Source organism: Patescibacteria group bacterium (assembly GCA_041675205.1).
In the GTDB taxonomy this organism is placed as follows: Bacteria; Patescibacteriota; Patescibacteriia; order GWA2-46-9; family GWA2-46-9; genus JBAYUF01.
This window is the reverse complement of the sequence record JBAYUF010000006.1, coordinates 25,890-50,707: the sequence shown is the minus strand read 5'-3', so window position 1 is coordinate 50,707 and position 24,818 is coordinate 25,890. Positions and strand designations below refer to the sequence as shown.

Sequence of the window (24,818 nt, the reverse complement as noted above, 5' to 3'; positions counted from 1 at the left end):
TCTCATCATCGAGCGGGTCTCATCATCGAGCGGGTCTCATCATCGAGCGGGTCTCATCATCGAGCGGGTCTCATCATCGAGCGGGTCTCATCATCGAGCGGGTCTCATCATCGACACCAGATCGTGCACGGCGACTGGCCACAGTACGCCACGCAGCGCCGGTCGCCGTCCCAGCGGATGGCCGAGCGTCCCTCGTAGCTGGGGTACTTGTAGGGGTAGTCGTAAAGGCCGATGTTGTGGGGGCCCGAACATTGGCCACCGCGGCAGTGACGGCGACCGCGGTGGAAGCCTTCGTTGGCTTCGTGGCGCCACACGGCCCACGCGATGAGGAGAACCAACACGACCAAAATCGCGGCCATTACACTGTATGACATCATCTCTCGAGACTGCGTGCCTATCAGTGGCGGACATAGTTCATGTACGGGCTCGCGGTCTCACGGGCTAGGTTCGCTCATGGCGTAATAGGAGCCACGCTCGCCGGGGGTGTCCAGGTCGAGGTAGGGATAGATGAGATAAGTCTCGCGGCTGTGACCATGCTCGCGGCCGTGTCCGCCCTTACGGTAAGTGGCCCACAGAACGACGACCAGAATGAGGACGAGCGCCACCAGGGAGGCCAGACAAAGATCGCAGGTCATACGTTCGCCTAACTATATGCAGCGATGACATCACGCCTCGCCTTCATCATTATAGTCCTACTGGTCGTGGTCGCGATCGTTCTGAATATTTCCGCCGAGGCGCGACGGGCCGCCCTGGGGGGAGCCGAGTTGAATAAGCGACCTCGTGCCCGCATAGGATGGCTGAACTGATCGGTGGCGCAGCCTCTCGCGCGGCAACTACGGGAGACATTCGGTCCGAGGTGGCCGAGGCAACGAAACAGATCGCGGATCTCGTCGAGGACCGGATCGGGGACCTCCCGGCAAGCGCCGAACAAACACGGCTGGACTGTGAAAATGAAATGGAGCAGCTCGTTCAAGCCGCGCAGGGTTACCAGGGGCGTTTTGTGGAGTTGATGGAAACCATGGCTCAGGAGAATCGAAAAGCCGAACAAATGGTAAACGCATCGTTCCCCGGCCCCAAAAATCGTTAGAACATCGACACTGACCGATCAAAATAACGCCAATTACTCTATTTTATCCCATCTAAAACTGAAGTCGGCTGACTCAACCAATCGAACCATGTCCGAATCATACTTGAAAATGTTGGCCAACTTGGCGGCCAGCCCAGATTGTGAACGCGCTTATGGTATCAAACCCATGACAAGTCTTCAAACCCCATTGCCAAAACCTTTGCTAGGCTCTAACCTCGATATGGCCTTTCTCGGCGGGATCGAGATAACGGAGATCCCCTGGGGCTACAACGACATGGGAGCAATTCAGATTAGGGGCTGTTCGTACCTTGCAGTCGACAAGGGTGCCGCCATTGATGGCATTGATTACAACATGTGTTTCTATCTCTGTGCTACGGAGTCGCCTGCTGCCGCGCTGCGGCTCAAAGACGAAATCGCACCGCTGGCTACGAGATACGCGCACGATCTGGATATCAATGCAGATTTCGCGATTCTTGGACAAATGGCCGACACTGAAACCATTTGTGCGTATGTTAGTATCAAAAAACGCAGTGTTATAGTGCTTAACGTCGCGGCGGGTAAGGCGGTCCTGCACGCCGCAGTCGACACCTTGGGCTCCGACCCGCTCATGCTGCACAACGAAAACAACCATTATCGAGTTCTGGAGCCCACCGAATTTTGACGCACGGACCGTTTTAAACCCAGTTCGGCATTGGCAAACTAGTCGACAGGCGCCATACAAATGGTTCGCGGACGCTGCTAATTAACATTTTTGTGGTGGGCGAGTATAGCAAGGACTGCCTAAGCGCGCAATGACAACCGAGCACCGCCGTCTGATCTACGGGGCCCTGATCTTGCTGATCATCGTCCTCGTCGCCTCATGGGCCTACTGCAAGTACTACGTCGTCAAGCTCGACGTCCTCGGCCTCTCGGTGCAGACCGACGGCTCCGTTCGACTGGCCGCCGCAGTGGCCGGATCGACAAAGATCAAAGAATTCTCCGAATCAGCATGGGCTGGCGCGCGCATCAAAGTCTACACCAAGTCTCTCGGCGAGTTGAGCTCGCTCGTGGTCGGCGTTATCCCGCCGGCGATCGGCGGCCACACCATCGGCATCGCGACCGAGCCGGGTGCCTACGTCGGCACAGGCGTCTACGCGTTCGACAAAGGAGACCACTTGCGCATCATTCGTCCGATGAAGAAATGAACTCTCAGCAGGCACAGCAAACCATTTATTTTACCTCTTTGATTCCCCAGCAACATATCTGACGTGTGGTTCTATTCATACTGCATTTTTGGAAGACCTTGATGTATGGTGGTTTGTATTTCGCCGGGTTCTATAATAACTCGCACGTCAATGAAACGATCCGAAAAGGGGCAGCTGGTCGCGATAATCATTGTGGCCCTGATCATTGTCCTGGTCGCCTGGTACGCTATCACGCGCCCGCGGTACTACGAGGCGACGACGCTCACGGAGATCACCTACGTGCCGGCGTCCGTCGACGAGGACGGGCCGTACCTCACCTTCGGCTTCGCGGGGGCGCTGCCCACCGAGCGGGTCGCGGGGACGTCGGCCATCCTTGTCGGGTTCGAGGTCGCAGCGTCATCGCCAACCCCGGCGTCGATCGGGGCGGGCCTCGTCGCGGCGCTGGCGAAAGGCCTCCCCTTCGTCCCCACGCTAGGCGGCCCCACGCTGGGCGGCCCCTCGCTAGGCGGCCCCTCGCTAGGCGGCCCCTCGCTGGGCGGCCCCTCGCTAGGCGGCCCCTCGCTGGCCGGCGGCGCGGCGACGGTCACAACGAACACGGTGCCCCGCGACGCCCCCGCGGCGCCGATGAGGCTGACGGGCGTGGGAATAATGCGATTTATCGTCCCCACACACTAAGACGGTCACTCGCTAAGTCGTCTGCAATAATTGAAGCGGGTTAGGCGAGAACTGATAACATAACATAGTCAATGTCATCGAATCATCATTCTGTGGTCAAATGGGAACCGGACTACGAAGCCTGCGCATTCGGAATCACCCTCGTCGCGCAAGACAACGAGATGCCCATCATCTTGGCCATCCCAGTTGCAGGTGCGACTCCGAAAACCGTCGAAGGGGGCCGGCTGTCGTTTCGGCGTGGTTACGAAATGCCGCGTCGCGCCCCGACTCGGGGCACACTGGTTATTACATGCGAGATGGGCAACGCCAGCTACGCACCGGGCACGCATCCATTCGACGCGATCGAAACCCCGACGCTGGACGTCAGCAAGCAGTTGCCGGAAATTACGAACGCTGTCGGTCGTTCAGCGAAAGATCTCACACCCAGTGAAAAGATTTTGATTGAGACTGCTATTCCGTCCTATTCAACTCTCCCGGATGAAAAATGGTGCCAAATCGGCTCTCTCGATCAGCAATTCGTCGTTCAGTTGAAATTCATCAAAATGGCCCCGATTACATTGGGCCCCGGAAAGATCAGCATGTACGCCGTGAGTTACGCGGTGGTCAACGCCGCGCCCCCGTTCGCCGAGCACATGGGGATCGCCAACTGCCGCGAGACACTCCTCGCCGCGTACTGCCCCGAGCCCCAAACCGACAAGGACAAAATCATGCAAATTTAGTGCCTCGTCAGCAAGGACTGCCCACCCAGTATTTTTACGATCGCGAGTCAATGCTCGCCATATTTTACGTCCGCGCGTTATAGAACGACACGATGACGATCAGCTACATGACGCTGGCCACCAGCGCCCTGGGCTTCACCGTCGCCCTGGCCTGGAACGACGCGGTCAGCAAAATGATCCTGCATTACTTTCCCGCCACGGACAAAAACTCGGCTCTCAAGGCGACCATCGCCTACGCCGTCGCGATAACAATCCTCGTCATCGTCGTCGTGGGGGCGATCAACCACGCGCGAAAGCTGGCGCACTACGCCGGTCTGCGCATGAAACAGCGCCGCGCGAGTGGCTCAGGATTCATATCGAAGGCGGCTATCACGGCCTCGAACGCGCCGACGCACATGCCCGTCGTCAAGCTGTGGGAGCCTCCGGGCTCTTGACGCGGTGCCACCGGGCTCTTGACGTCGCTCGGGTGTTTTTGTCTGGCGGCTCATTATAGTAGGCCATGAACACCAAAACGATAACGGTGCTCGTACTGATGGTCGTGCTGGTGTTGCTGGCGTTGATTATCGCCCAAAGCCGAAGCAAGGCCCCCCTGATACTGGGGGGTCTCGCCGCCATGCATGCGCGGAAAACCACGGCAGCGGACGAGGGGCGTGAAACGCAGCCGTTCGCCCTGTCGCCGGCCCAGCCCGTGGAGATCGCAATCGAGGAGCTCTCCAGAGAGATCGACCCAGAGAAGACGCCGCCTAAACTGGGCGGGAACGATCGTCAGGTGGTCCCGCACCAGCCCCACAAGCTAACACCGCTGGACGCCGCAATGTTGCAATACCTGGACGAAGCTGGCGAGATAGCCGCACCGCCGCCCATGACGACAGGCGGCGCCCCCTCGCCCCCAAAAGCGAAAAAGCCATGGCGAGACCACGACACCTGGGACAGCTTTGGAGAAGATGCCGGCGCGTGGAACGAATATACCTTGGAATGGGCGGCCACGAGAGACAACCCCAACCAAGACTGGTCCGGAGTGCTCGCAAAGCTTACCCCTCATCTGGATGAAAACCGAGAATATATTGGCCACATTGATTTAGGCAAAGATGGAAAAACATTGGAAATTGTAGCAATGGATGCATCTCCAACTATCATGGGCGAATTTGCCGACGAGAGCCATAAGGGTATCTACGGTGCCGAAGTTCCCATTCATCTCGTGACAAAATACTATGATAAACCCGCCCTTTACGTGTTTCATACGCACCCAAATGGCGGTCATCCATATCCCTCGCCTCCCGACATTAGCGGTGCAATTCATCTCGAAGCCCTCTCGAGATTTGCCGGCTACGTTGTCATATCAAAATATGGCGCGATGGTGGCACGCATGTCAAATCCGCTAATTCTCAAGCAACGAGAAGCCAAAAACTTTCATTTAGCCGTCGAGCATTTCTCACATGATTTCTGCGCGGCTCTTATGTCCGTGAGAAGCTGGGCGCCATGGAATATGGCAGAGTATGAGGCAATCTATCCGAAATATCAGATGCAGTTGTTGGTGTATCCAACACCCCAGTACACATCGGACTACTGGCGGTACACTTACGCGTCGAATCAGGAGTCTAGGGTCGACAACGCAATGTTGCACCACAGTTGGAATCGTTCTAAAGAACTTCAGGAATTGATCGACAAAGAAGCCGAAAAATCGACAAAGTTAAAGAAGGCCGACAAGAAAAAGTGAGCCATACGAGCGATTTATTTTAGTCACTCGCATGATTGGCCAAGGCGACAATCGACCAAAGCTGCGTCGAAGACAATGGACAGCCGCTGAAATTTAGCGAGGGGTACAAATCAGACTCCATCTGTTCGAGCACATTGACAAGCAAGTGCGTCGACAGTTCAGCCTCGCGCAGCGCCAACACGAGATCAACAGAGACATGTCGCGCAACGAATCGACGATGGGAGTCATTTCGAATACCCTGAAACACGACTCTGAATGTTTGATAACCTACCAAACATATTTCTCGTGTTTGCAACGTTATCGATGACATTAAATCGATGAAATCCACCATACGTTTTACGAAATTAAGAAATGTCGGATATCCACCATATGGCGGAGAAAGCTTTAGTTTATAGAATGCTAATTCACATAATTCCAGTGATTGATCAATCACATATCGCAAACTGTAGGGGTCTTTGTTAATCGCAACTTTACATAATTTATCTGTCTGTTGTTCCTTTGAAAGATATTGTAAAGCTCTCGGCAATATCGTTATAGATATCAGACACAATTCCGGTGTTTTGTCTCGGAGAAACATCAACATGTCGGGATGTCTACCAAGAATTATCGCACATGCTTCAATAGGTTGTCGCTGTAAATATTTTAGAGCATGACCTGCATGATAATACTGTTTCGCTACTTGAATGCAGAAATCGTCAGTAAACTCAGAAAGTGGTAGACATGCTAATGCTTCCACGTTTGCCGTTCGAGATTCGAGCCATATCGCTCCTGTTCTCAAATGCCGCGGGAATCTCATGTATTCTGGTATACGACCGTATTTAATAATTTTTATACACATATCATTAGTGAAGTATTGCTCTGGTACATAATTTATTAGATATCCACTGGCATTAACTGCCAATTGACACATTTCTTGTGTTTTTAATCGATCTGGTACGAATTGAAATACTTCAACATTGATAATCATAGCATCTCTGGCGTTATTCTCATTCCATTCACTGTCCGGTACGGGCCTCAAACAATCAACTCTCACCGCCGGATTATTGTTAGCGCAGTAGATGTCCAGCAATGATTGGGCAACTTCTTCGTTTTGTTGATTGGGTTCACTCGACATTGTTGATATTGGCTCCAAAACCGCATATTCAAATTGGGGGGGATGTCATGTGTAGTATGTTACCAGAAAGAAATGGCCGATCATTGGTACAGCACATATAGTTTGCGCGCCGCATCAAGTATTTGATTTCTAGAAAATAGGTGCAATTGATGTTATGCATGATTGGCCAAGGCGACAATCGACCAAAGCTGCGTCGGAGACAATGAATTGCTGTTATAGTTCAGCGTGGGGTACAGATCAGACTCCATCTGTTCGAGCACATTGACCAGCAAGTGCGTCGACAGTCCGGCCTCGCGCAGCGCCAACACGAAATCAACAGAGACATGTCGCGCAACGAATCGACGATGGGAGTCATTTCGAATACCCTGAAATACATTTCTGTTGACTTCATAACAGGCCAGGCACGTCTCTCGCGTCTGAACCCTTATCATATGCATTACCGCGGTGCTGTCCGATTTGTCCTGTACCGTCGAGAGCGCGGATTTTTTGACGGCCGACGCACATAATTTTCGCGTTTGGTTTTTCACGAAACGTAAATTGTGTGGAGCTCTGTCAATTGCCAACTGACATAATTCATCTGTTTGTTGTTTCTTCGAGAGAAATCGTATGGTTTCCGGAGCCATGATAACGGCCATCAAACACAATTCCGGTGTTTTGTCCCAAACATATTCCAATGCGTTTGGGTGTCGTTCAATGATTTTCTCACATGCAGTTGGTGGTTGTCGAGGTAAATACTGTAAAAGGCGATGGTCTCCATGATGTCTAGCCAGTCGAATACAGAACTCATCAGTGAATATCGAATACGGTAATCCTTGCAACATATGGACAAATACTGTTCGAGACTCGAACCATATGTCGGCGGTTTTTAACCAAAGGGGTATGTGTGTGAATAGTGACAGACTTCCATTCTTGAGAATCGATATGCACATGCTTTTGGTGATGTATTTTTTCGGCACGTGTGTTATCAAATCAAATTTTGCATCAAATGCCCGTTGACACATTATTTGTGTTTTCAATCGTTCTGGTACATACCGTAACACATTGTAATTTATCGTTAGTGCTCTATTCACATTATCCACATTCCATTCTGCATCTGGCACACCCGCCAAACAATCTGTACTAATCCACGGATTATTGGTTTCACAATATATGTCTAGACTGGTTCCAGAGAAACTCTCTTCCACAAATTCGTCAATCCATTTAATCATCGTTAGATAACGTAGCAACGAATTCTCAAACTCCGTAAGCTTATAAGAATATAGCTATATAGTTATGGTTCAAATGTGTACCGTAATCTTTATGATGCTGAGGTCTGTCATCGAGACCATTCGTAATCGTTACGCCTAAAAAATGCATAACTTCACATGTGCTTGACCAATGCGACAATCGACCAAAGCTGCGTCGGGGACAACGGACCTTTGCACTCGCCCATCGAGGGATAAAGATTGTTACTCATCTGCTCCAGAATCTCAACCAGCAGATTAGTCGACAGGCCGGTGGGTCGTAAAGCCCCGACAATATCTGTTATGACCGCGCGAACAACGAATCGACGATGCTGACTGGACTCAATGATATGATACGACCGTCGTGATTGTCGATAGCATATCAAACACAGATCTCTAGTCTGTATTTTCAAGTCCCACAGAATATTGATGTGGCACTTCCGTATCAGGAGGGGCGCAAGAACATTCAATCTGGCTGCAGGAATCTTTTCAATAATCGATTGTATAGTATATTCGTACATATTGGGGAAACTGTCCTTAATCAGTTCCACACAGAATTCTACAGTCAACATTTCGTCCGGCACCCAGTAAATGTTGTCGCTCTGTAATTTGATTGCGAGTTTGCAAATCTCATGTGTTTTGAATTTAATAGGAATGTTTTGAAATAATCCAGGTGAACGAAGCACAGTCATCTTACACATCCACTCAGTTAATACGTGATTGGGTATGTAATGAACACATACCGGGTATCTGTCAATCAATATCTCGGCTATCAACTCCGTCCACTCATTTTTTGGCACATTCGCTAATTTGGGAATATGTTCCCGCCCATAGCATATTTGCTCACACAGATCCAATAGGCTGGTCGTCATTCATCTCTCAAATATGTTTTATTCATTTTAAGAGTATCAAAATCGTCGTAAATAACCAAAATACGATCAGTATTAAAATTATGTATGATTGGCCGCGGCTACAATCGACCAAATTTGCATCGGGGTCAACGGGCAGCCGCCGAGGTTCAGCGTGGGATACAGAGCAGAACCCATTTGTTCGAACATCTCAACCAGCAGATTAGTTGATAGGCCGGCAGCCCGTATCGTTACAACTAGATCCGTCATAGCCACGCGAACAACAAATCGACGATGTTTATCAGAACGAATATGTCGATACTCCCATTTTGAACGCTGATAGAGTTCTAGACATATTTCTTTAGGCTGTTTACGCAATTCAGAAAGAATGTGCGTACATTTTTGCGTCAAGAAAGGTAGCAGGACTTTCAATTCCGTCTCGGGAATATACTGCATGACCGGTGCGAGTATTACAGAGTATCCCGCGAGCGCATTAATACAGAAACTTGCCGTTAACATTTCGGGCGGCACCCATCGTATGCAGCCGGCGAGTACCCTTAGCGCGCTAATACAAACTTCATGGGACTTGAATTTGTCTGGAGTATATTGCAGCAATCGTGGTTTTGTGCTAACGGCTATTCGCCACATGTCCATTGTCATCAAACGTTCTGGAACATGCACAATACTTTCCGCACAGTTGGCTATCAATCGCGTGGCCAGCTCTGATGTCCACTCATTCGCATCGAACGATGAGACAGATAAACTATCGACGGATCTAACTCCATTACAGATCTGATCGCAAAGATCAGCCAGGCTGATCGACATTTTAAAACATAATCGGTTAGTTCAATTTTGATCATGCGACACGCATGGTCTGAAAATAACAAAACGACCCATCTGGCCGCGAACTAACAAGTAGTAGGTCATGCGTGGTTATGAGGCTCGAAGACCTCGGTATCGTAATGATTATGAGGCTAGAAGACCTCGGTATCGTGATTATGAGGCTCGAAGACCTCGGTATCGTGATTATGAGGCTCGAAGACCTCGGTATCGTAATGATTGGCCGCGGCGACAATCGACCAAATCTGCACCGGGGACAGCGGGCAGCCGCTGCGGTTCGGCGTGGGGTACAGAGCAGTACCCATTTGTTCGAACATCTCGACCAGCAGATTAGTCGACAGGCCAGCAGCCCGCATCGCCACGACAATATCCGACATGGCAACTCGAACAACAAATCGGCGACGTTTATCAGAACGAATGCTCGGGTATGACCATCGTGCTAACTGATAGGATAACAGGCATATTTCTTTGGGTTGTACAGTCAGAGTACATAGAATATCTTTTCTGTACTTGTTTATCAAGATAGGCATCAGTTTCATCAATTCTGTCTGGGGCATACGAGATGCAAATTCTAGGCTCGTCGAGAACGCTAAGTCTCTTCCAAATATATCTTCACAGAATTCTGCGGTCAACATCTCGACCGGCACATGTTTAATATTTGATTTTAGTGTTCTAAGAGCATGTTTGTAAATTCCATATGTTCTGAATTCATTTGGAATGAATTCAAACATTTTAGAATCTCTGTAAACAGCCGTTCTACATATCTCCGGGGATAATACGAATTTGGGCATGTAGCGAACGCTATACGAAATGCTATCGCACATTCGCGCTGCCAATTCATTCGTCCACTCGTTTTCGGGAGCTGATTCCAGATCACGCACATCTGCAAATCCTTTACAGATGTTTTCGCACAGGACAGACAATCTAGTCGACATTCTATTCAGTCATTACTTTTCTCTTCATTTTAAGAACTGTAAATTCATGGTAAAACGGCCTCATTTAAGAGTTGAGTGTTAAAATCGCCGTAAAATAACCATAATTACAAAATCCCAAAAATGAGACTTATCACAAGAGGCCTATCACAAGAGGCATATCACTAGAGGCATATCACAAGAGGCATATCACAAGAGGCATATCACAAGAGGCATATCACAAGAGATTGATCATGGCGACAATCGACCACATTTGCGTCGGCGACAGCGGATTGCTGATCGAGTTGAGCCGCGGAAACAGTACCGGCGACAATGGGTCAAGAATCTCGACGAGCAAGTTCGTCGACAGCCGAACAGACTTCAGGGTCAGCGCCATGGCGGCGAATGTCGCACGGGCGACAAACCGTTGGTGTTCGACAGCGCGAATACCCTGAAATACTAGGCGGTTGACATTGTAAACATCGAGACAAATTTCCCTGGTCTGTATCCGTATTCCATCCATCTTGTCCTCTAAGTAGAAAGTTATCGCACTGTTGTGGTCGTTCGCGTAACGTTGCTTCGCTTTCGTAAAGGCCATTACACAATATTCGCATGCTTGGTGTGTCAAGAATTTCAAACACAGAGGATTTTGATCGATGGCCAGTTTACACAAATGATCTGTTTGTTCTGTGACGTATTGTATAAACATGCCATCTTTTGTCAACGCTAGTTCACATATAGCGGGTGTTTTATTCCGAACATATATGAATTCACCAACTCGTTCGCTAATCGCGGCTAAACACGTTTTTTCTGTCTGTGATCTCAAGTATCTGATATGAAACCCGTTAAGTCTCAGTAGTCGCATGCGAAGCTCGTCTGTAATCTCTTCATCAGGTAAATAATTGAGTAGGCGAATCGCCCATGCGTAGCTGTACACATTATTAAGACTACTGGTCCCGTCAGCCTTCAATGCCTCCATACATAATGCTGCCGTTCGCAACTGCATAGGAATCAGGTCGAAAACGTTCTCTGCGTGACTTCTGATCACTCTGATCCACAGTTCCCTGCCATTCCTAATATTATCGGGAACAAACTTCAACAGACATGGCAAACCGGCAATTGCTTGACAGCACAACTTAATAGTCTTGAATCTGTCTGGGATATATTTGAACAGCACAACGTCATGTGACATGGCCAGTTCGGCAAGATTTACATCCCATTCATTGTATGGCAATGTTGCCAAACGTTCTGGCTCAATTGAGCTGGGATCATAGTCTCGATGCGTCATTATTCTTGGTTGATGGCCATTCAAATTTGTCATATGATATTATATATCGTATTCTTGATTTAAAATCGATTAAACATTGTGGCGCGTTATTTAGCTAGCAAGGACTGCCAGCCAGGGATTAATCACGGGTGCATAAAGGCGAATAGCAACGGCAACTCATGATTGAAGAGATCGGGCTCCGACACTGCCGTCAAAGAGAAGTTGGCGCGGGGTTCGCTCACTGGCCACCATGGTAATCGTCCCGCGAAATGTCAATTTTCAATGAATTAGGATTAATGGGGTATATATGCGATATGTTGTTTGAAAACTCGAGGCCGGCTACGATCCTTGACGGCGGCCCTCTGATCGTATTTTGCCCCGCTCGGCGGTGAGTGTTCCCGCCGATATAGAAAAGACGGGGATGGCGGCGTCGGCGTACGTTCTGTTGCTGGTCATTATCCTTCTTCTGCTGGCGGCGCTCGTTGTGGCGTGGCGGCCCGCGACCGTCGCCGCTCTGGCTCTTGCGCGCGGGGACGGCTCGGCGCTCGGCAACACGGCGTCGCAACTTGAGGGCGCGTCGGCGCTCGGGGGCGCGTCGCAACTTGAGGGGCACCCGGCCCCCCTGCCCTTCGAGACGGCCCTCGAGCGCCGCACGCGGGAGCTTGACCCCGAAGAGGCGCCGCGCCACCCGCTCGATCGCACGCGCTACGAGGGCGCGGCCACACATGACGATGTAGCCACACATGACGCTGTAGCTACCGGCGGGGCGCGAGGGCCCCCGGCGCCGAAGAAGCCCTGGACGCAGTACGCGACCTGGGCCGAGATGTACAAGGACCTGGGCGCCTTCGCCGAGTACTCGCGCCTGCGCGCCGACGTGATGACGAGCCCGAAGCAGGACTGGACGGCGGTGCTCGCCGAGATCAGACCGTACCTGGACCACGACCGCGAGTACATCGGCGTCATCAACCTCGACCCCGACGGCCGGACGTTGCGCATCGCGGCGTTCGAGGCCTCGCCGACGGGCATCGGCGAGGGCGACGACGAGGGCCCCAACGAGAACTACAACGCGGGCATCCCCGAGAAGATCGTCGCCAAGTACGAGAACCGACCCGCCCTTTATCTATTTCACACGCACCCGAATCACCCTCGCAGCACGACATTTCCGTCGTCTATCGATCTGGCGAGCTCCATCCGGCTGTCGGCCAACATGCGGTTCGCCGGCGACGTCGTCATCTCCCGCCACGGCGCGATGGTCGTCTCGCTATCGTACACCGGCTACAAGTCGGTCCACGCGGCGAAGAACGTGCGGCTCGCGCTGGCCAACCTCGTACACGACGTCGTCGCCGCCCACGAAGCAGTGCGCAGCTGGTCGCTATTCACGATCGACGAGTACTTCCAGTTCTATCCTCGACACCGCCTGACCTGTCTCGTCTTCCCCACGGCCGAGATGGTTGCTGATTCTCATCAGAACAAGTATGAAACCGACCTGGAATCGCCGGTGGATCACGAACTGATGCAAATCAATCGCGATGAGATGATGAAATCCCGCTCTGACAGAAAATCAAGGCGCCGTGGGTACTAACGCGCCCGTCATCCGGCGAACAGTCTGGAATGGGTCACGATGACCCATATCTGTAAAGGAGACAACGGAGGCGCCCACGGCTTCACATTCAGAAACAGGGCGGGCGTCAGCAGTTCACACACGGCGACCAACAAATTGGTTGACAAGTTTACATCTCGCAAGGGCAGCACGATGAGCTCAGCATACGCACATCGGGCGACATACTGTTGATTTCGTTTACCTCGTATTCGGTCAAAGACAGTGTTGTCCAACGTGTATGCCGCGTAACAAATGTCAGGCGTGTGATTGCGTATGTTGACAAGTACTTCATCTATTCCAGTGCGATGTAGTGCTGCGGCGGTCAACGCCGCTAAACACAATTCATCTGTTTGTTCGCGAATATCATATATTCGATGTGAGCCGTATGGTGTAGATAGTGCAACCAGACAAGCTTCTCTGGATTGTTCTCGAAGATACGATATTGCCTTTGGGTTCTTTGTTACAATGGCCACACACATTTCCGTTGTTTGATTTTCGATCACGTCGAAATGCCGGTACGACCAGTTGGGAGCATCCATAGCCAGCAATAACAGTTCAGTGGTCTGATGCAATTGAGGTACCGCTCTCAAAGGATTATAGCGACTGAAGGCGGTGCTCGGAAATATAGCATGTTTGATTGCTGCACAGCATACCCCATATGATTTCAGACTATCAGGTATGTGATCCAAACCACAACCTTTTGTCAATCGCATCACTTTGACGAGAAATTCTTCGACAAGTAGCATGTTGGGGACCAAATCGATCCAGCGAACATTCTGGGCAATAGCATTCAGCCACAGTTTTTCTGTTCGCAGAATGACGGGTATGTGTAACATTATCAGTCGGAAATTCTTGTCTTGCATCTCAGTGCATGGATCTCTGGCAATGTAACCGATGAGAGTATTGATCCGAACTTCTGTCCACGTGCTGGCTGGGATGGCATTAAACATTTGTTTCACGGCCGCTGCCGACAAGACAGGCTTTCGCCCCAATGCCCAATGTTGCACCGGCGAGTTGATCCAGAAATCCGCCATTGTTAAGAGGCTCGAAGACCTCGGCTACGTAATTGATATGTTAGGTTAGCGTGCTTCATTTTTGTCACAGTGCATGAAAAAGATGCCGCATCAGCCGACGAACAATCTGGAGTAGGTCACGATCGCCCACAGTTGCGTTGACGACAGCGGGAAAGCCCATGTCCACGTACGTGGAAAGAAGGCAGGTGCCAGCTGCTCGCACGCAGCAACCAACAGATTAGTTGACAGATTGGCCCCACGCAAATACAACACAACCCGGGTGGCATACGCACAACGAGCAACGTATCGCCGATTACTCTGATCACGTATGCAATGTTATCTAAACTATACGCAGTGAGACAAATGAGAGGCGTTTGGGACCGAATATTACGCAACGCGGCTGCCAAACGCCGATAATCCGTGGTGCACGCCCTCAGCGCGGCCAAGCATATTTTTTCGGTTTGGTCGCGAACGCATCGCAACGATGCGGGACCGTCGGAATTTGTTTTTCCAACTGCGATCAGACACAGTTCCTCTGTTTGTTCTCGTATAACATCCAGTATCTCCGGTCCGCCGTCTGCAAGAGCTATTAAACAGGCCTCTCTGGGCTGCTCGCGCAAATGCTTAATTTCAGTAGGCATCCTTTTTACAATAGCCACACAAATCTCCGTGGTTTGATTTACAATCGATTCTAAATTCCAGCGACCCGCCCACAGGGCGCTATCCATGGCTAACATTATCAAATCAACGGTTTGATGTATTGGCGGTATCTCAGACATCACATCCATGTCTAATGTTATTTTGTCCCTGGCGAATTTAATTGCTGCGCAACACACGTTGTATGCTTTTAGGCTGTCGGGAACGTATTTCAAGCATCGACTTTTTGTTAATCGTACTGCTTCGATAATAAATGACTCGGTAAGCATCTCGACTGGAACAAATTCGATCCAGCTAGATTTCTTGGCAACTACGGCTAACCACAGTTCTTTTGTCCGAAGTTCGGGAGGAATATATTCCATTATCAGAACAAATTTCTCATCGCGAAACCCCCATGAGACAAACCAGACGAGATCTATAATTCGTTCCATCGTCCAGACATTTGAGGGAATTTCGCGAAACAATTCTTTCGCAGCCGCCGTAGACATTTTAGGTTCTTTACCCAATGCCCATCTTGAAATTGAGGTATTTTCCCAGAAATTAGCCATCGGTGACTCGACACGTAATGATTGATCATGCGGATTTCAATTTTACTCGATACAAACATACAAGAAACTAAAAATAATCGACCTCACTAGACGAAGTGCTTCACCTTCGCCGCGAGAGCCCACAGTTGCGTCGGTGCCAGTAACTGTGGATTGTCCCTCGCCATTAGTCGAAATTTGTGGCGCATCAGACTCGTACACACATATGTCAGTAGAGACGTAGAGAGATCAATAATATGTAGAGGGATCAGTATATCATTTGCAATGATTAATCGTATCATGCGTTGACGCAGAACAGTGTCATGAATTGATCGATATGAATTTCGTGATCTTCGGTATGCAAACATGCACAATTCCAGTGTTTGTTCACGAATATCATTCAGAATACTCGACACGTCTGATGTGCCTACTAAACGTAGGGCCTTGATACACACATCATGTGAGTGATTCCGTAGAAATACAAATGCGCGCGGGTTAAAGCCCAACACAGCGAAACAAATTTCCGGTGTGTGGTTTCTTATTAACAACACCACATCTCGAATGCCATATAAACCGGCATTACCAGAGGCGACACGAATAGCTGAGACACAGACTGCATATGTTTGATCATTAACCCACTTGATGGAAGTTGGACAAACTTCAACCGCTGCCACGCAAATCTTCGTTGTTTGAAACGCTGCCGATGTCAATTCGTATCCACCCGGTTTCGCGACGGCGGCCAATATAAGTTCTTCTGTTTGAGATTCATAGGGAACCTGGCTCAGCACAGGTATGTCGTCCTGAAATCTAACATCGTAGACCGAGATCATACACAATTTAGTTGTGCGATATTGCATCGGCACCCAACACAATGCTGTGGGATTATGGCTGACGACATCTTCGTAGAATGTTTGAGTCGCGACATTGGTAGGTGCGAGTCTCACAAATTCCGCCGGAGATTGGCTACAAAGATACACCCATACCTTGTATGTTTTTAATTGTTCGGGTATACAGTCAACCAAGTTACCATGATATGCTCGCGGCAATATGAATAGCGTTTCGCGAATCATGTTTTCTGTCCAGTCGGCCTTTGGGACACTTATCAACCCATTGCGTATTACATCGGGCTGTCCTGTGTCTATAAATGATTTCAGCACAAGTAGAACATACGTCATGTATGTTTGTTACCGAGGTCTTCGAGCCTTTTAAACTTATGTTATCGACTCTCTTAACGTTCTTTCAATTTTGTAACGGCTCGAATTCAATTCGAGCCGCGATTACTTCGTACATATGGTTTGCGGACCGCATGAAGTTTAAAAAACCGATGACGCGATAATCACTCGAAATGCTTCACCTTTGCCGCGAGAGCCCACAGTTGCGTCGGCGACAATATTTGTGGGTTCATCCACATCATCGAAGGCCAATTCTTGTCCAACATGCACTCGCACACTTCCGTAAGCAGTGATGTCGAAAGATTGGCGCCGCGTAGTGAAATCAGCATGTTTGATAGAACCTGTCGTACCACTTGTCGTCGCATCCCAGGGTCCCGAATCGCCTGGAAAGAATTCTGATCTTTCTTATAAGCGGCAATACATACAGCTAATGTTCGTTCTCGAATATCAATCAGAATATGTGTTACTTCCGATGGGTGAATGCGATCAATTACCTCAAGACATATTTCTTGGTGATGATTTTGAAGAAACGCCAACATATGTGGTCTGTAACGCACTATGCTGATACAAACTTCTAATGTATGATTTCTTATGGCAAATACTATATCTCGCAATTCGTCGTGCGTATAACCGTTACCAACTGAATTAATGGCCATTATGCAAAGTTCAGGCGTTTGATTTCTGATCGAGATCAATACCTCTTGTAAATTTTCAGCAGCTCGAATGGCCGCTTCACAAACGGCGAACGTTTGGTCAATGACGATTGCAATCATAATCGGTTCAGTTTCTACCGCGGCGATGCAAATGGCCGGCGTTTGGAATGCCGCATATTGCAGCTCAAACCCACCATGTTTGCCGATGACGGACAATATCATTTCCTCCGTCTGGGATTCATGGGGTACATGCTCGAGCACGCTGCCGGAGAAATAATCAGAGGATTTTAAATCGTCATTGTTGGCCGCGATCATACATAGATTGGTTGTGCGGTATCTTCGCGGTATTACGGATAACACCATGCAATTTTGGCGCATGACATCCTCGTAGAACGACTGCGTTGCGATTTCTGTCGGCACTCGTGAATGTTCCAGAATTTTTCGATAAATAGCCGAAATTCGACACCAAACTTTATATGTTTTGCAACGTTCCGGAATATGATCAAATAGGACATCATAATAAGCTTCTACCAAGAGAGGAATCACATCGAGAACAATTTCCTCTGTCCAGTCACAATCTGGGACAGTTTTCAACGAGCCGGATTGGCACGCTTGGATAATCTCGAGGGTCTTGGCTATTGGCGGATATTGTGTCATTTGTTCCTTTACAAAATCTTATTCAAATTCACACATCGTCGGTGGCAAAAAATCATATAGTATATCGTACAACTAATTGGCGTGCTTCACCTTTGCCGCGAGTTTCCACAATTGCGTCGGCGTCAATAATTGTGGATTTTCCCAAATCATTGGCGGAAATTTCTCGATCAGCAGACACTCACACACCTCTGTGAGCAATGCCGTGGAAAGATCGGCACCGCGCAGTGGAATCAGCATGTTCACCAAAACCATTCGTAAGAGGCGCCTCCGTATAACAATGTCTCGAACCACCTGATATGAATTTTGGTCCTTTCGATACGCGGCGAGACATACCTCCAGAGTTTGCGTGCGAATGTCTCTCAGAACTATCACCACCTCTGATCGAGTCGCGAGCCGGATGGCCTCCAGACACACTTCTCGCTGATGATTTCGAAGGGATTCCAGTACCACTGACCCACAGTATCGCAATATTATGATACAGATCTCCACCGTATGTTCTCTGATGGATGAAATCACATCGCGCATGACATAATTTTCACCCCTCTGCGCGGCTACTTGAATAGCCTTTTCACAAACGGCAAACGTTTGATCATTGACCAACATGATGGACGTCGGCTCGTATTCGACCGCCAACATACAGATGCGCGGAGTCTGGAAAGCCGCGGCGGCCAACACATTTCCACAATTAATCATGATAGAGGTCAATATCATTTCCTCAGTTTGAGACTCATATGGCACAATATGTAGCAAAGAACAGTCCTCGCGTTCGGTGTTGTTAATTGCTATCAAGCATAGTTTGGTAGTGCGATTCCGCCGAGGAATTTTACACAACGTATTTCGATTGCGCCGCACAGCATCTTCGTAAAATCCTTGAGTCGTAATGGCTGTTGGCACTAGTTCCGGGTGGATTAAATAAACAGTTTGCCAGACATTGGATGTTATGCAATGTTCCGGAACACAATCGAACAACGTTTCATAGAACCTTTGCGGCAGTAGTGGGAGCAATTCGAGAACCATATCTTCTGTCCATTCGCTCTCCGAAATGTTTTTCAGCCCAGTGATTGTCAATTCGGAATCACCACTGTTTATGAGAGATTTCACGAATGATGGAATATGCGACATTTAGGCGAGCTGAGATATACTAGATGACACTTTATTCAATTTTGCTCGTTGCTCGGTCGTGATGTTCAAAAATTATGACACCGGTCACGATGACCAAAAAATTCTGACGCGTCATTCGAAATGTTTCACTTTTGCCACGAGCGCCCACAGCTGCATCGGCGTCAGTAACTGGGGATTCACAAACATCAGCGACGGAAATTTGTGATCCATCAGGCACCCGCACAACTCCGTAAGCAGTGCTGTCGAAAGATTGACACCGCGTAAAGGAATCAATATATCATTTGCAATGATCAATCGTATCATGCGTTGACGCAGACCAACATCGCGAATTGTCAGATAAGATAGACGCGATTTTCGATATGTCGCAATGCATACTTCCAAGGAATGTTCTCGCATGGTATCCAGAATCTGAGACACCTCTGATACATCTGCGATTCGAATTGCCTCGAGACACACCTCTCGCGAATGGTTTCGCAAATACACCAGCGCCATGGGATCGATATGCAAAACCCTGATACAAATTTCCGCGGTGTGGTTTCTGATTGACAACACCACATCGCGTATGTCTCCTCTATTTGCTACGTGACGAATGGCCATATCACAAATATCGAATGTCTGATCATTGACCCATTTGATGGCTATCGGCCCAGATGCAACAGCGGCCATGCAGATATCTCGCGTTTGGAACGCCGCTGACGCCAATTCGTGCCCACCATGAATTTTGATAGAGGCTATTATCATCTCTTCTGTTTGAGATTCATAAGGCACGTATTCTAACATGAATGGACCCCAGTAATCTCCGCCAGTGGCGTTGATAGCGGTCAAACAGAGTTTAGTTGTACGATATTGGCGTGGTACATGTCGTATCGCCAAGGAGTGTTTGTCTACAACGTTCTCGTAGAATGATTGGGTTGCGACATTAGCCGGCACTTGGGACATAAATCCCGGGTATTTAGTGCACGCGGCCAGCCAAATATTGCTTGTTTTGAGATGATTTGGCACACAATTAAACAAATGCCGATAATATGATTCCGGCAGCCGTTCGATCATTTGGCGAATCATCAGTTCTGTCCAGTCATGCTTTGAAACAATTTTCAGACTTTCGCATATTAGGTCGGACCGACCCGTGTCTATGAATGTCTGTATTAGCAACACAATATCCGCCATTGGTTTGTGGGTGAAACTTTGTTCAATTTTGTGACATATCTGATTTGAAAAATTATGGCAACGCACGCTATTTAGTATGTTTCACCTTCGCAGCGAGGGCCCACATTTGTGTTGGTGTCAATACTTGCGGGTTTTTCCACAACATTGGTGGAAATTTATCTTCCATCAGACAATCAGCAACTTCAGTCAGCAGCGATGTCGACAGATTGGTGTCCCGTAATGGAATAAATATCTCTTCTGCCAGAATCAATCGCACCACGCATCGACGTAATTTCGCGTCGCGAATTGATTGATATGATGGTCGCGATCTCCGGTAAGCAGCCAAGCTCACTTCCAGAAATTGCTCGCGAACCTCCGATAGCACCCACTTAACATCTTCTATATGTGCGCTCCGAATAGCCTCAAGGCAGACTTCTCGCTGTTGAGTTCGAAGTAAGTTTATCGCCGTAGGTATATTGCGAGCTACGAACATACACAATTCCGGCGTGTGAATTCTAATCGACTCTACAACATAACGCACTCCGATTCCTTTCTTTTTGGAAATTCGAATCGCCATTTCACAAATGTCAGGTGTTTGGTCATCTATCCACAGGATATCCTGTGGATTTTTTTCTATCGCGGCAATGCAGATGTCTCGTGTTTGAAACGCCGCTCCTTCTAACGCATCTGGTCCTTCATGCACATCGATCGCGGCCAATATCATTTTCTCCGTTTGAATTTCGTAGGGAATGTCGCATAGAACAGATCCAAACGACATTCCAGAATTGTTGATCGCCATCATACACACTGTAGCTGTGCGATATTGGCATGGCACTTCGAAGAAAGCCAAGCTGTTTTGGCGCACAACATCTTCATAGAAGATTTGCGTTGCGTCATTCGCAGGTACTTGATCCATCAATTTAGGAGAGTTGATAGATATGGCCTGTCAAACTTTGTATGTTTTACAGCTAGTTGGTATGCTGTCGATTAAAAGATCTAGATACGATTCTGTCACCCGTTCAATCAACTCGAGAGCGAGTTCTTCTGTCCATTCGTTCTCCGGTAAATATTTCGCATGTAGGTATATCGATCCGGCATCGCTATTAACCGTTTCAAAAGACGGAATGCGCCACATTTGAGTATGTCGTGTCGACGTTCAATTTTGCGAATCGAAAAATATGGCAACGGTCTACACGGCGTGCTTTACCTTCGCGGCGAGGGCCCACATTTGCACCGGCGTCAATAACTGGGGGTTTCTCGTCAGCGCCGGCGGAAACTTGTCAGGCATCAACCGCTCACATACTTCTGTCAGTAGCGATGTTGAAAGACCAACATCGTGTAGTGGAATCAGTGCTTCGGTTGCCAAGATTAGTCGTACAAGATTACTACACATAACATTGTCACGGATCGATAAATACGAATCCCGTCGTCTTTTATATGCAGCAACGCATATGGTTAAGTTTTGTTCTTGAATATCTGCCAGAATCATTGGCACATTTAATACAAATGATTTTTGAATCGCATATAAACACACACCTCGCGAATGGTTTCGAAGATAGGAGAATTCATTTGGCATATATTCCAGGAAAGTTTTGCACACTTCTAACGTGTGATGTCTGATTGATACAATCACGGCGCGCGTTGTTTCTACGCATCTCGCAGAAAGCCTAAGAGCCAGTTCGCAGATTTCGAATGATTGGTGATCAACCCACCTAATAGATGTTGGTGTCATTTTTACGGCCTCGATGCAAATATTTCTCGTTTGAAATGCCGCCGACTTTAACACATGTCCCATACCTGAGGCGGCGATGGCGGCCAAAATCAGTTTCTCCGTTTGAGATTCGTGGGGCACATATTGCAGCATATCCTGACCGAGATGCCCGCCGTAGATCACTTTCTCACATAATTTAGTCGTGCGATATTGGCGAGGTATCTCACATATTGCCATGAAGATTCGTTTCACAACATCTTCATAGAATGCTTGGGTTGCAATAGTCGACGGTACTCGTTTCAACATTTTTGGACAAATGGATGATACGACTTCACAAATTTTGTATGTTTTGCAATGCTCCGGAATACAATCGAACAAAACGTTATAACGATCAAGCGATGGCAATGCGTTGATAATCCACATAATAATGTTTTCCGTCCATTCATTCTCCGGAAGGTCCCGCATACCATCATGAATCAATTCAGTCGTATCGCCGCGTTTGATCATTGTTAGCAATGTTTGCGCACTCATTTGGGCTGGCATGTGAACGAGTATATCTTGTTCAATTTTGCACACTTATTAGCTCACGTTGTTCGAAAAATTTGACACGGTTCACGGAGTGTGTTTCACCTTGTCACAAAAGCCCTACTGGGCGTGCTTTACCTTCGCAGCGAGGGCCCACATTTGCACCGGCGTCAATAACTGGGGGTTTCTCGTCAGCGCCGGCGGAAACTTGTCAGGCATTAACTGCTCACACACTTCTGTCAATAGAGATGTTGAAAGGCCAACATTGTGTAGAGGAATCAGTGCTTCAATTGTCAAGACCAGTCGCACCATATTACGACACATAACAGCGTCACGAACTGAGGCATATGAACGTCGTTGCCTTCTATACGCGGCCAGACATATTTCCAGTGTTTGTTCGCGAATATCAACCAGTATCTGCCCTATATCGTGGTCATTCAAGCGTTGTATCGCCTCGAGACATAATTCTCGTGATTGAATTCGAAGGCAACCTAATCCCCAATACATTTCCCGCACAACCATTGCACAAATTTCAGGCGTGTGTTTTCTGATCAATTCAACCACCTCGCCCTGTATTTCGTAATAATTTTCTCTGCCCGCTGCGACCTGAATTGCTCTTTCACAAATGTCGAACGTCTGATCGTTGACCCAAACGATTGAGGTCGGGTGTGTTTCAACCGCTCTCATGCATATAGTTCGCGTCTGGAAGGCCGCCCACACTAACTCATTTCCACCATGCACATTGATTGTCTCCAATATTAATTCCTCGGTTTGAGACTCATAAGGAATATACTTGAGCAGCGGCACGCTCGTGTATTCGGAATTGCCGATTGCGATTCGACATAAGTTAGGTGTGCGATTGTGCCGCGGCACCTCACCTATTATCATGGGGTTCCGGCGCATGACGTCCTCGTAGAACTCTTGTGTCGCGATCTTCGGCGGCACCCGTTTCAGGTACGGCGGATAATTGACAGACATCTCCACCCACACATCATGTGTTTTGCATCTTTCTGGTATGCATTCGAACAAGATAGCATTGTGTTCTTCTGCCACGGGCGTTCGTCTGTATCTTTCCAACCATCCGATGACCCTGAATACAACTGCTTCAGTCCATTCACAATCCGGGACGTTACGCATAGCGTCGCGCACTTGATTGGTCTCGATCCCCCAGTCTGCGACGTTTTGTTCTAACAACAGCAACAGCTCGCGTGACATTAAACAAGATGCTAAGAAGTTAGGCCATTCAATTTGGGCTAAAGTTAGGCCATCCAATCTGGGGAAGTAGTGTGCCATCGAAAAACAAACAGGGATGGATGGCCCTATTTGGCGTGCTTCACCTTCGCCGCTAGGGCCCACATGTGCACCGGCGTCAGCAGCTGAGTGTTCGACCATATCATCAGCGCAAATTTCGCCACTTGCAGGATTTCACACACTTCTGTTAGCAGGGACGTCGAAAGACAAGCACTGTGTAGTGGGATCAATGCATCAGATGCGAGAATCAGGCGCGCCACACGTCGGCGCATCACATTGTCTCGAATCGACCGATAAGAATCTCGTTCTTTTCGATACGCAGAGATGCACACTTCCAAGGTCTGTTCTCGAACATCTGACAAGGTACGTCCGACATTCATTCTTGATGAGTACTTAATTGCGGCGAGGCATACTTCTGGTTGTTGATTTCGAAGATACTCAAGTACATTCTCCATTTGGTGCACACCATTAATACAAACCTCCAATGTATGAATTCTGATGGATGCTAGCACCTCGCGCACCCCGTCTTCCCCATACAGTCCGGCGGATTGAATGGCCGTTTCGCAAATTTCGGGAGTCTGATCGTTAACCCATTTGATCGATTTGGGGTCATTCTTAATTGCTTTCATACAGATTTCGCGCGTCTGAAACGCGGCAACCCTCAACTCATGTCCGCCTTGTGCGTCGATCGCGGCCAATATCATCTCTTCCGTTTGAGATTCATATGGTACGTGTTCCAGCGTAAAATTGTTATCGGTGTTAGAATATTTGGCGGCTATGCTGCATAATTTGATCGTGCGATGATGTCGCGGCACTTCGATCAACGCCCGACTATTCAGTCGAACTACATCCTCATAGAATGATTGTGTTGCGACACCAGTCGGTACCTGGCGCATAAGTGCGGGGCAGCCGGCAGAAATGTCTCGCCAAATTTTGTATGTTAGACAGCTGGTCGGAATGTGAGCGAATAATGTCTTATAATAATATTGCGACATGCCGTGAGTTGTTAAGAACTTCAGAACCTCTAGGACCATTTCTTCCGTCCATTTACATGTTGGAATGGCTATTAAGCGATCATATATCGGCCCAACTTTACCAGGAACGTTTATGATTCTTTTCACCACCTGCAACGATTGTTCCGACATTGAGTATCAAATCTTATATGATATTCAGTTTTGTATTACATGAAAAATATGTCATGG

26 protein-coding genes are annotated in these 24,818 nt (G+C 48.5%); 9 read left to right on the top strand and 17 right to left on the bottom strand.

Going from position 1 to position 24,818, the window contains the following annotated elements:
• Window positions 1–371: hypothetical protein (locus tag WC052_04565; GenBank protein ID MFA7286902.1), on the top strand; the 371-nt coding region annotated here is incomplete at its 5' end.
• Window positions 372–434: 63 nt separating this feature from the next.
• On the opposite strand, the gene WC052_04560 is transcribed toward WC052_04565, so the two are convergent.
• Entirely contained in the window at window positions 435–635 is a 201-nt protein-coding gene (locus WC052_04560) for a hypothetical protein (protein ID MFA7286901.1), read from the bottom strand.
• A gap of 158 nt (window positions 636–793) precedes the next feature.
• On the opposite strand from WC052_04560, the gene WC052_04555 reads away from it, so the two are divergent.
• From WC052_04555 to WC052_04525, 7 genes are all read left to right on the top strand, one after another.
• Entirely contained in the window at window positions 794–1,087 is a 294-nt protein-coding gene (locus WC052_04555; protein MFA7286900.1) for a hypothetical protein, read from the top strand.
• A gap of 88 nt (window positions 1,088–1,175) precedes the next feature.
• Complete coding sequence (locus WC052_04550) at window positions 1,176–1,748, top strand: hypothetical protein (protein MFA7286899.1); 573 nt, start codon at window positions 1,176–1,178, stop codon at window positions 1,746–1,748.
• Window positions 1,749–1,878: 130 nt separating this feature from the next.
• Window positions 1,879–2,271: a hypothetical protein gene (locus tag WC052_04545; protein ID MFA7286898.1), complete on the top strand. Its 393-nt coding sequence runs from the start codon at window positions 1,879–1,881 to the stop codon at window positions 2,269–2,271.
• Window positions 2,272–2,421: 150 nt separating this feature from the next.
• Window positions 2,422–2,946 (top strand): hypothetical protein, encoded by a 525-nt coding sequence (locus tag WC052_04540; protein ID MFA7286897.1) that lies wholly within the window; start codon window positions 2,422–2,424, stop codon window positions 2,944–2,946.
• Window positions 2,947–3,017: 71 nt separating this feature from the next.
• On the top strand, window positions 3,018–3,665 hold the full coding sequence (locus WC052_04535; GenBank protein MFA7286896.1) for a hypothetical protein: 648 nt from the start codon (window positions 3,018–3,020) through the stop codon (window positions 3,663–3,665).
• 92 nt (window positions 3,666–3,757) lie between these two features.
• A complete protein-coding gene (locus tag WC052_04530; GenBank protein ID MFA7286895.1) occupies window positions 3,758–4,099 on the top strand; it encodes a DUF5654 family protein in 342 nt (113 codons plus the stop codon).
• Window positions 4,100–4,164: 65 nt separating this feature from the next.
• Window positions 4,165–5,382 (top strand): hypothetical protein, encoded by a 1,218-nt coding sequence (locus WC052_04525; protein MFA7286894.1) that lies wholly within the window; start codon window positions 4,165–4,167, stop codon window positions 5,380–5,382.
• A 19-nt stretch (window positions 5,383–5,401) separates the two neighbouring features.
• On the opposite strand, the gene WC052_04520 is transcribed toward WC052_04525, so the two are convergent.
• The 5 genes from WC052_04520 to WC052_04500 form a co-directional block, all read right to left on the bottom strand.
• Entirely contained in the window at window positions 5,402–6,496 is a 1,095-nt protein-coding gene (locus WC052_04520) for a hypothetical protein (GenBank protein ID MFA7286893.1), read from the bottom strand.
• Window positions 6,497–6,648: 152 nt separating this feature from the next.
• On the bottom strand, window positions 6,649–7,704 hold the full coding sequence (locus WC052_04515; protein MFA7286892.1) for a hypothetical protein: 1,056 nt from the start codon (window positions 7,702–7,704) through the stop codon (window positions 6,649–6,651).
• Window positions 7,705–8,669: 965 nt separating this feature from the next.
• Entirely contained in the window at window positions 8,670–9,392 is a 723-nt protein-coding gene (locus WC052_04510; protein MFA7286891.1) for a hypothetical protein, read from the bottom strand.
• Window positions 9,393–9,541: 149 nt separating this feature from the next.
• Window positions 9,542–10,138, bottom strand: coding sequence for a hypothetical protein (locus WC052_04505; protein ID MFA7286890.1), 597 nt, complete (start codon window positions 10,136–10,138; stop codon window positions 9,542–9,544).
• 418 nt (window positions 10,139–10,556) lie between these two features.
• Complete coding sequence (locus WC052_04500) at window positions 10,557–11,639, bottom strand: hypothetical protein (protein MFA7286889.1); 1,083 nt, start codon at window positions 11,637–11,639, stop codon at window positions 10,557–10,559.
• Between the two features lie 367 nt (window positions 11,640–12,006).
• Between WC052_04500 and WC052_04495 the strand changes: the two genes are divergently transcribed.
• On the top strand, window positions 12,007–13,167 hold the full coding sequence (locus tag WC052_04495; protein ID MFA7286888.1) for a hypothetical protein: 1,161 nt from the start codon (window positions 12,007–12,009) through the stop codon (window positions 13,165–13,167).
• Window positions 13,168–13,175: 8 nt separating this feature from the next.
• Here WC052_04495 and WC052_04490 read toward each other — a convergent pair whose 3' ends face one another.
• From WC052_04490 to WC052_04440, 11 genes are all read right to left on the bottom strand, one after another.
• Entirely contained in the window at window positions 13,176–14,219 is a 1,044-nt protein-coding gene (locus WC052_04490) for a hypothetical protein (GenBank protein ID MFA7286887.1), read from the bottom strand.
• Between the two features lie 116 nt (window positions 14,220–14,335).
• Window positions 14,336–15,403, bottom strand: a complete 1,068-nt coding sequence (locus tag WC052_04485; protein ID MFA7286886.1) for a hypothetical protein — start codon at window positions 15,401–15,403, stop codon at window positions 14,336–14,338.
• 86 nt (window positions 15,404–15,489) lie between these two features.
• Complete coding sequence (locus tag WC052_04480) at window positions 15,490–16,554, bottom strand: hypothetical protein (GenBank protein ID MFA7286885.1); 1,065 nt, start codon at window positions 16,552–16,554, stop codon at window positions 15,490–15,492.
• Between the two features lie 161 nt (window positions 16,555–16,715).
• Window positions 16,716–17,861 carry a hypothetical protein gene (locus WC052_04475; protein MFA7286884.1) on the bottom strand — a complete coding sequence of 382 codons (1,146 nt, stop codon included), beginning with the start codon at window positions 17,859–17,861 and terminating at the stop codon, window positions 16,716–16,718.
• Window positions 17,862–17,933: 72 nt separating this feature from the next.
• Window positions 17,934–18,983, bottom strand: coding sequence for a hypothetical protein (locus tag WC052_04470; protein MFA7286883.1), 1,050 nt, complete (start codon window positions 18,981–18,983; stop codon window positions 17,934–17,936).
• A gap of 111 nt (window positions 18,984–19,094) precedes the next feature.
• Window positions 19,095–20,150, bottom strand: coding sequence for a hypothetical protein (locus tag WC052_04465; GenBank protein ID MFA7286882.1), 1,056 nt, complete (start codon window positions 20,148–20,150; stop codon window positions 19,095–19,097).
• 67 nt (window positions 20,151–20,217) lie between these two features.
• Window positions 20,218–21,045 carry a hypothetical protein gene (locus WC052_04460; GenBank protein ID MFA7286881.1) on the bottom strand — a complete coding sequence of 276 codons (828 nt, stop codon included), beginning with the start codon at window positions 21,043–21,045 and terminating at the stop codon, window positions 20,218–20,220.
• A 30-nt stretch (window positions 21,046–21,075) separates the two neighbouring features.
• Window positions 21,076–21,264, bottom strand: a complete 189-nt coding sequence (locus WC052_04455; GenBank protein MFA7286880.1) for a hypothetical protein — start codon at window positions 21,262–21,264, stop codon at window positions 21,076–21,078.
• Between the two features lie 54 nt (window positions 21,265–21,318).
• Complete coding sequence (locus tag WC052_04450; protein ID MFA7286879.1) at window positions 21,319–22,383, bottom strand: hypothetical protein; 1,065 nt, start codon at window positions 22,381–22,383, stop codon at window positions 21,319–21,321.
• A 102-nt stretch (window positions 22,384–22,485) separates the two neighbouring features.
• Window positions 22,486–23,580 (bottom strand): hypothetical protein, encoded by a 1,095-nt coding sequence (locus WC052_04445; protein MFA7286878.1) that lies wholly within the window; start codon window positions 23,578–23,580, stop codon window positions 22,486–22,488.
• A 104-nt stretch (window positions 23,581–23,684) separates the two neighbouring features.
• On the bottom strand, window positions 23,685–24,761 hold the full coding sequence (locus WC052_04440; GenBank protein ID MFA7286877.1) for a hypothetical protein: 1,077 nt from the start codon (window positions 24,759–24,761) through the stop codon (window positions 23,685–23,687).
• Window positions 24,762–24,818 lie beyond the last annotated feature (57 nt).

Excerpts from the sequence above, each read along its gene's own strand:
- WC052_04540 (MFA7286897.1), top strand. The coding sequence starts at position 2,422 with ATGAAACGATCCGAAAAGGGGCAGCTGGTCGCGATAATCATTGTGGCC.
- WC052_04475 (MFA7286884.1), bottom strand. The coding sequence starts at position 17,861 with ATGACACAATATCCGCCAATAGCCAAGACCCTCGAGATTATCCAAGCG.
- WC052_04555 (MFA7286900.1), top strand. The coding sequence starts at position 794 with ATGGCTGAACTGATCGGTGGCGCAGCCTCTCGCGCGGCAACTACGGGA.
- WC052_04465 (MFA7286882.1), bottom strand. The coding sequence starts at position 20,150 with ATGGCGGATATTGTGTTGCTAATACAGACATTCATAGACACGGGTCGG.
- WC052_04520 (MFA7286893.1), bottom strand. The coding sequence starts at position 6,496 with ATGTCGAGTGAACCCAATCAACAAAACGAAGAAGTTGCCCAATCATTG.
- WC052_04490 (MFA7286887.1), bottom strand. The coding sequence starts at position 14,219 with ATGGCGGATTTCTGGATCAACTCGCCGGTGCAACATTGGGCATTGGGG.
- WC052_04500 (MFA7286889.1), bottom strand. The coding sequence starts at position 11,639 with ATGACAAATTTGAATGGCCATCAACCAAGAATAATGACGCATCGAGAC.
- WC052_04545 (MFA7286898.1), top strand. The coding sequence starts at position 1,879 with ATGACAACCGAGCACCGCCGTCTGATCTACGGGGCCCTGATCTTGCTG.
- WC052_04450 (MFA7286879.1), bottom strand. The coding sequence starts at position 22,383 with ATGCCAGCCCAAATGAGTGCGCAAACATTGCTAACAATGATCAAACGC.
- WC052_04510 (MFA7286891.1), bottom strand. The coding sequence starts at position 9,392 with ATGTCGATCAGCCTGGCTGATCTTTGCGATCAGATCTGTAATGGAGTT.
- WC052_04530 (MFA7286895.1), top strand. The coding sequence starts at position 3,758 with ATGACGATCAGCTACATGACGCTGGCCACCAGCGCCCTGGGCTTCACC.
- WC052_04550 (MFA7286899.1), top strand. The coding sequence starts at position 1,176 with ATGTCCGAATCATACTTGAAAATGTTGGCCAACTTGGCGGCCAGCCCA.
- WC052_04525 (MFA7286894.1), top strand. The coding sequence starts at position 4,165 with ATGAACACCAAAACGATAACGGTGCTCGTACTGATGGTCGTGCTGGTG.
- WC052_04485 (MFA7286886.1), bottom strand. The coding sequence starts at position 15,403 with ATGGCTAATTTCTGGGAAAATACCTCAATTTCAAGATGGGCATTGGGT.
- WC052_04495 (MFA7286888.1), top strand. The coding sequence starts at position 12,007 with ATGGCGGCGTCGGCGTACGTTCTGTTGCTGGTCATTATCCTTCTTCTG.
- WC052_04460 (MFA7286881.1), bottom strand. The coding sequence starts at position 21,045 with ATGGATCAAGTACCTGCGAATGACGCAACGCAAATCTTCTATGAAGAT.
- WC052_04455 (MFA7286880.1), bottom strand. The coding sequence starts at position 21,264 with ATGTGGCGCATTCCGTCTTTTGAAACGGTTAATAGCGATGCCGGATCG.
- WC052_04470 (MFA7286883.1), bottom strand. The coding sequence starts at position 18,983 with ATGTCGCATATTCCATCATTCGTGAAATCTCTCATAAACAGTGGTGAT.
- WC052_04560 (MFA7286901.1), bottom strand. The coding sequence starts at position 635 with ATGACCTGCGATCTTTGTCTGGCCTCCCTGGTGGCGCTCGTCCTCATT.
- WC052_04445 (MFA7286878.1), bottom strand. The coding sequence starts at position 23,580 with ATGTCACGCGAGCTGTTGCTGTTGTTAGAACAAAACGTCGCAGACTGG.
- WC052_04480 (MFA7286885.1), bottom strand. The coding sequence starts at position 16,554 with ATGACGTATGTTCTACTTGTGCTGAAATCATTTATAGACACAGGACAG.
- WC052_04535 (MFA7286896.1), top strand. The coding sequence starts at position 3,018 with ATGTCATCGAATCATCATTCTGTGGTCAAATGGGAACCGGACTACGAA.
- WC052_04515 (MFA7286892.1), bottom strand. The coding sequence starts at position 7,704 with ATGATTAAATGGATTGACGAATTTGTGGAAGAGAGTTTCTCTGGAACC.
- WC052_04440 (MFA7286877.1), bottom strand. The coding sequence starts at position 24,761 with ATGTCGGAACAATCGTTGCAGGTGGTGAAAAGAATCATAAACGTTCCT.
- WC052_04505 (MFA7286890.1), bottom strand. The coding sequence starts at position 10,138 with ATGTTTGAATTCATTCCAAATGAATTCAGAACATATGGAATTTACAAA.